Source organism: Bradyrhizobium sacchari (assembly GCF_002068095.1).
GTDB lineage: Bacteria > Pseudomonadota > Alphaproteobacteria > Rhizobiales > Xanthobacteraceae > Bradyrhizobium > Bradyrhizobium sacchari.
The window spans coordinates 251,237-257,236 of record NZ_LWIG01000013.1 but is presented as its reverse complement, the minus strand read 5'-3'; the positions used below and the strand labels follow the sequence as shown (position 1 = coordinate 257,236).

Annotated in this window: 7 protein-coding genes and 1 pseudogene; 3 read left to right on the top strand and 5 right to left on the bottom strand. The window is 66.3% G+C overall.

Annotated elements, in window-relative coordinates; all coding sequences use genetic code 11:
- The 3 genes and pseudogenes from A5906_RS44580 to A5906_RS18245 form a co-directional block, all read right to left on the bottom strand.
- Positions 1-592, bottom strand: a pseudogene (locus tag A5906_RS44580) (S8 family serine peptidase); the annotation flags it as partial.
- A gap of 15 nt (positions 593-607) precedes the next feature.
- The gene (locus tag A5906_RS18250; RefSeq protein ID WP_080136767.1) at positions 608-1,303 is read right to left on the bottom strand and encodes a hypothetical protein; all 696 of its coding nucleotides are present in this window, start codon (positions 1,301-1,303) and stop codon (positions 608-610) included.
- Entirely contained in the window at positions 1,300-1,869 is a 570-nt protein-coding gene (locus tag A5906_RS18245) for a sigma-70 family RNA polymerase sigma factor (protein WP_018647974.1), read from the bottom strand. Before A5906_RS18245 ends, A5906_RS18250 begins: the two co-directional genes overlap by 4 nt.
- Before the next feature lie 437 nt (positions 1,870-2,306).
- Here A5906_RS18245 and A5906_RS18240 point away from each other — a divergent pair, with 437 nt between their 5' ends.
- On the top strand, positions 2,307-3,464 hold the full coding sequence (locus A5906_RS18240; RefSeq protein ID WP_080136766.1) for a GGDEF domain-containing protein: 1,158 nt from the start codon (positions 2,307-2,309) through the stop codon (positions 3,462-3,464).
- A gap of 60 nt (positions 3,465-3,524) precedes the next feature.
- Positions 3,525-4,625 (top strand): DUF2336 domain-containing protein, encoded by a 1,101-nt coding sequence (locus A5906_RS18235; RefSeq protein ID WP_080136765.1) that lies wholly within the window; start codon positions 3,525-3,527, stop codon positions 4,623-4,625.
- 11 nt (positions 4,626-4,636) lie between these two features.
- Here A5906_RS18235 and A5906_RS18230 read toward each other — a convergent pair whose 3' ends face one another.
- Together A5906_RS18230 and A5906_RS18225 are read right to left on the bottom strand one after the other, a co-directional pair.
- Complete coding sequence (locus tag A5906_RS18230; protein ID WP_080136764.1) at positions 4,637-5,275, bottom strand: NrsF family protein; 639 nt, start codon at positions 5,273-5,275, stop codon at positions 4,637-4,639.
- Between the two features lie 2 nt (positions 5,276-5,277).
- Positions 5,278-5,823, bottom strand: coding sequence for a sigma-70 family RNA polymerase sigma factor (locus A5906_RS18225; protein WP_080136763.1), 546 nt, complete (start codon positions 5,821-5,823; stop codon positions 5,278-5,280).
- Here A5906_RS18225 and A5906_RS43080 point away from each other — a divergent pair.
- Positions 5,777-5,950 (top strand): hypothetical protein, encoded by a 174-nt coding sequence (locus A5906_RS43080; protein WP_167523642.1) that lies wholly within the window; start codon positions 5,777-5,779, stop codon positions 5,948-5,950. The genes A5906_RS18225 and A5906_RS43080 overlap by 47 nt on opposite strands.
- Positions 5,951-6,000: the final 50 nt, after the last annotated feature.

The following is a 6,000-nucleotide window of genomic DNA, read 5'->3' as shown; positions in this document are numbered from 1 at the left end:
GCCGGCCGTCGGTGATGCGGAACAGGCCGAACGTCGCCCCGATCAGCGGAAAATTCTCGGATGCCACGCGCGCAAGGCCATGGCGGCGCGCAAGCTCGTCGGCCTCCGTCACCGACAGGGCGCCGTCGATCTCGGCGACGAATTCGCCTCCGAAGAAGCGCTGGTTCACCGCAACCGGCGTGTTGTTGCCGCGGCCCTTGCTGGCAGCCTTCTTGCCCGATTTTCCGCTGCCCTCGCCGCCAGCGTTCGGCTGCGCCAGGCATTCGCCGTCGGCATCGCGATAGGGCGCCGAGCAGCTCGGGTAGAGGTTGGGCGAGTAGCGCGCATAGGGCAGCACCGGCGTCGACCCGATCCGCGGCGAAGGGATCCGGGCGGTCGTCATCGGGCGCGAGCCGCGGTCGATGCTCACCGCCCGCGCGGCAATGCTGGGAGAGATCGTGGGCGTGCGCGAGGGGACGCTGATGGTGGGCGTGCGCATGATCGCCTGCGCCTGCGCGACCTCGACGCCGAGGCAGGCGGCGAGCAGCACCGCGGCCCCGACCGACGAGGCGTAGGCCCCGGCCCGCAACTTACTCTCGGACTTGCGCGTCATCGGATCAGAGGCGCCTTACGGCGCCGCGACGGCGAGGTTGACGAACTTCTCGCGCTGCATCCTGGCGAGCAGCGAGGCGAGTTCGTCCTGGCTCATCGCCTTGTCGAACTGGAGGCGGAACATGCCACCCTTGGCATCGCCGATGATGGACGCCTGGTAGCTGTCGAGCAATGCGGTGATGTCGGCAACCCGGGCCTCGGGCGTGAAGCGCACCAGCGCGCGGGCCGGCGCTGCGGATGCCCCGAGCTCGCGCGTGATCGGCGCGCCGGTCGAGAGCGAGGCGGTCTGGAAGGTCGCGGTCTGGGTCTTCATCAGCACCGCGCCGATGATGCCGGCCTGCAGCAGCAGCGCGATGGCGCCCAGGCTCGCCGACCAGGCGAGCGTCCGCGGCGACAAGCTCGCGAAGAAGGTCGCAATGCGCGCCGACAGCGGCAGCGAGCCGACAGCACGCGCCGGCTCGGCGTCGATCGCGGCGAACAGCTTCTGCATCGCGCGCGCCGACGGAGCGCCCAGGCTCTCGTTCAGATGGATGGTCTCTTCATACTCGCCGCGGATCGCGGCATACTGCCTGGCCAGCTCCGGGTCGCGCGCCAGCGCTTCCTCGACGCGGCGGGCATCGCGCGCGTTCAGCGTGCCGGCGGCGTGCCAGGGCAGCAGCAGTTCAATTTCACTGGGCTCTTGCTCCAGCATCTTCTTGCTCAAAGCCATCATGGCCAGCCTCGCTCAACGCCGGCTGCTTTCAGCAGTTCGGCCAGTTTCTTGCGCGCATAGAACAAGCGCGTCTTCACAGTGTTTTCCGGTATCCCGACGATTTCGGCGACTTCTTCCACGGATTTCTCGTGGTAGTAGACGAGATCGACGATTTCCCGATGTTCCGGCGAGAGGCCCGTCAGACACTCCCGCAACGCCGCACTGGTATCCTTCTTCTGCACCACCGTTTCCGGATCGTCGGACTGGTCCTCGATCGCGTTCGCGGCGTCCTCGTCCAGTTCAAAATCCTTCCTGCGCCGGAGCGCCGAGAGGGCCTTGAATCGGGTGATTGCCAGCAGCCAGGTGGAAACGGCGGATCGGCCCTCGAACTTGCCGGCTTGACGCCAGACGTCGAGAAAAACCTCGCTGATGAGGTCTTCCGCCGCCTGCTCGTCCCGCACGAGCCTCAGCCCGAACCTGTAGACCCTGACATGGTGCCGCCCGTACAGCACCTGCATGGCGAGCCGGTCACCTTGTGCGATCCTGGCGATCAGGACCTCGTCCGAAGCCGCCTGTGTCACGCTCAAAGCCCGTCTCGCAAGGTTGGTCGGGTCGATGCGGCGGAGGGTTCGACGGGAGGTGCAAAATTGTTCAACCTACCGCAGTCACACCGGAACCCATGTGATCTGCCCCACATACATGCGCTTTTTCTGCCCCGCCCGTGGCGGGNCCGCCTCAGTCCAGATCGGTAACATAATACTGAAACACTTTCCTGGGGACCGCCTGCCCGGCACGGGCGGGCTAATCAAGTCCGGTTCCATAGCAGTCCTGCACGACGTATGTCTCACGAACCCCCGCTTCGGCTCGACCGCATCGCAAACGATGCCTAATCGCCGGCAAATCCCCCCGTCCGGCCAATGTGATCCTGTTCTGCGCTGCACGCTTCGGATTCGATTTCCAAGGATACCAAACCTAAAGGCTTGCCACTTAGATTTTTGGGCTGACATCCACCATTGGCGGGACCATGAACACGGTCGCGACGTCGCTGCCCGAGAGGAATGCCGCTGAGGTCGCGGATCTCGTCCTCATGCCCGAGGCAGCGGCGCCGGAGGTCCGGGCGCGCCGGGCCTGGCAGCGCCGCCAGATGTATATCGGCCAGGTGGCGAGCTACTCGCTCGGCGCCTCCGTCCTCCTGCTCTATGCCCATGACGGTGTGATCTCGATCGACATTGCCTCGTTGTTCTGGGTCGGCGGCCTACTGATCATCGGCACCTTCACCGTGCTGTCAGAAGCCGGCGTCGGCGACAAATTCAGCGACCACTATCTCACCGTCTTCCAGATCTCGGCGCACATGGCGCTGCAATTCGTGTTCCTGCTGTCGGCCCCGACCATCGGCATCGCCTTCATCTGCGTGCTGTTCCTGATCTTCGCTTTCGGCACGCTGCGCATGACCTCGCCCCAGGCGATGCTGACCTGGGCCCTTGCGACCGCCGGCCTTGCCGCCGTGTTCCTCGCCTCCGACCTGCCGATCGGGATGCCTGTTGCGACCAGGCTGCAGCGGACCGCCTCGATGCTGTGCTTCGTGCTGGTGATCGGCCAGTGCGCCTTCCTCGGCTTGTTCGGCGCCACGCTGCGCAAGATCCTGTACCGGCGCAGCATCGAGCTGAAGGCCGCCTATCGGCGCATCGAGGAGCTGGCCGAGCTCGACGAGCTGACCGGCTCCTATAACCGCCGCTGCATCATGCGGCTGCTCGACACCGAGATCGAAAAGTCGAGGCGGACATCGACGCCCTGCGCGATCGCGCTGATCGACCTCGACTGGTTCAAGCGCATCAACGACGCTCATGGCCATCCCGTCGGCGACGAGGTACTGCGCACCTTCGCGATTACCATTTTCGCCAACATCCGCCCGGCCGACAGCTTCGGCCGCTACGGCGGCGAGGAGTTCCTGCTGCTGCTGCCGGACACCGACGGCGACGCCGCCTCGCGCATGCTCGAGCGCCTGCGCCGCGTCGTCGCCGACCTCGATTGGAGCGCATTTTCTCCGGGCATGCTGGTGACGATTTCAGCGGGCGTCGTGACGCTCCGCGACGTTGATACTGCCGACACCTTTCTCGCGCGCGCCGACAGCGCGCTTTATTCCGCCAAGGCGCAAGGGCGCAACCGCATCGCAACGAACTGACCAATCCATTTTCTCCCGGTGCGCCAGAGGCCGCCGGACCAAACGCTCCAGGACAGGGCAATGAGATCCAAACCCGAGAAATCATCCGAGAATCTGCTCGAGGAATTGCAGGCTGCACTCTCGCACGGCACCGTTGCGCGCCGGGTCGAAACGCTGCGCCGCGTCACCGATCTCTTCGTGGGCAACGCGGTGGATTATTCCGACGACCACATCCGCGTGTTCGACGATGTGTTCGAGTGCCTGATCGAGCAGATCGAGACATCGGCCAAGGCGCTGCTTGCCGACCGCCTCGCGCCGATCGCGGCCGCGCCGCCGAAGATCATCCGCACGCTCGCACTCGACGAAGTCATCGAGGTCGCAGGACCCGTTCTGTCGCAATCGGAGCGGCTGGACGAAGCCACCCTGATCGAGATCGCGCGCACGCAGGGCCAGGCCCATCTGAAGGCGATATCGCTGCGGCGGGTGCTGTCGGAAGCGCTGACCGACGTGCTGGTGACACGCGGCAACGAGGACGTCGTGCAATCAACCGTCAGGAATCCGGGCGCACGGCTCTCCGAGGAGAGTCTCACCGACCTCGTCACGCGCTCCGAACGCGACGACGACCTCGCCAGCTGCATCGGCCTGCGGCCCGACCTGCCGCGCCATCACTACCTGAGGCTGGTTGCGAAGGCCTCCTTGAGCGTGCGCAGGAAGCTCCAGGCCGCGCATCCGGAGCTCGCGGACGAGGTGTCGAGCGTGGTGCAGGAGGCGGCCCAGCGGATCCGCGCCGCCGCCATGACCAGGCAGACCGAGATGGCGCGCGCGCTGGTGAAGTCGCTGCACGAGGACGGTCGTCTCAACGAACTTGAGATCGCAAGCTTCGCCGAACAGGGCAAGTTCGACGAGACCAATGCCGGGCTCGCGGCGCTCGCGGGCGTTGCGGTCGAGACCGCCGAGACCATGATGATCGAAAGCCGAACCGAGGGCGTGATGATCCTCGCCAAGGCCGCGGGCATGCAATGGCCGAGCGTGCGCGCGATCATCGCCATGCGCGAGAAGCTTTCGGGCGGCTCGCCGGCCGACATGCTGGCGCTGCGCGACAGCTACGAGAGCCTGCGCTCATCGACCGCACAGCAGGTCCTGCGCTTCCACCGCATGCAGAGCGCGACGCCGGCGGCGTGATGCCGCCGGGTTTAATACCGCAAAACCCTCGATCCGACAGCCGCGCCGATCGCTGTCACCGCCGCGGTCGCGATGGTGTACCAGGTCGCGACGAACAGCGGCGAGTCGTCGGTGCAGTGCGAGGCGTAGAGCGTCGCGGCAAGCCCCGCCGCGACCAGGCCGGCAAGGGCACCGGCGAGCGCAGGGCGCGACGGGGCGCCGTGGCGCAGGCCGAACAGCGCGCCCGCAAGCAGCGGCAGCGACATCGCGGGGATCGCCATCAGGCAAGACCTGGAGTTCTTGCCCATCAGCCGCATCGTCATCGGCATGGCCGGCGCCATCATCGCCTCGCTGCCGATCGCAACTGCAAGCAGGCCGACGGGGAGCAGGAGCAGCCAGCCCCAGCCACGCAGCAGGGCTTCGGGCCGCGACAGATGCAGGCTGACGATGATCGCGGGGATCGCGAGCGACAGCGTCACCGCGAACTTGGTGTCGAAAAACGGGTTGTGCATGGCCGTCATCACGTCCGGCCGCACGCCGAGAAAGGTGGCGAAGATCAGGATCGAGAAAGGTGCCGCCACCAGCAGCGCCATGGTCAGCACGGCGCCGACGCGGGGGGCGCGATGGGCGTTGTCGGCGGCGAGCGTGCGAATGAGTTGGTCGGTATCCATGACTACTGGTCCCGCAGTTTGGCCGTCAGTGCTGCAAGGCCGCGATGCAGTGCGACACGCACCGCGCCTTCGCTCATCGAGAACTTCGCCGCCGTGTCCTTGATCGAGGCGGCCTCGACCGCGATCGACTGCAACACATCGCGCTGGCGCTGCGGCAGCGTGCCGAGCTGCGCGCTAACCTCTCCCGCCGAAGCCGTCTCTTGCGGCGCTTCGCCGGGCAGCGTCTCCGCGAAATCGTCGATGTTGACGAAGACGCGCCTGCCGCGTCGCCTGAGCGCATCGATCAGCTTGTTGCGGGCAATCGCAAACAGCCAGGGCGCGAAGGGCGCCTCGCTGTCCCAGGTGTGCCGCTTCAGATGCACCGCCAACAGTATCTCCTGCACGATATCCTCGGCCTGATCGGGAGGCTGCCCGGCTCGGGCCAAGCCTCGCCTTGCGGCAGCGCGCAGCACCGGCGTGACCGCCTTCAACAGGCGATGATACGCCGCATCATCGCCTGTCATGGCCGACCGCATCAGGCCGGTCCATTCATCCTCACGTCCGCGCACGCGCGCCCTCACCAAGCAATTCGGCCGCTTCTTCAATTTGTTACGCCGGCGCTTGCATCATCACGAATTCGTGATCGACGCCATGCCGGCCTCCGATGCGGCCGCGGAAATACGCGACGGCTCTTAACACCGATCGTTCCCCTCCGCACCCGGCGGCGGGCCGCGAGGGGACGGCTT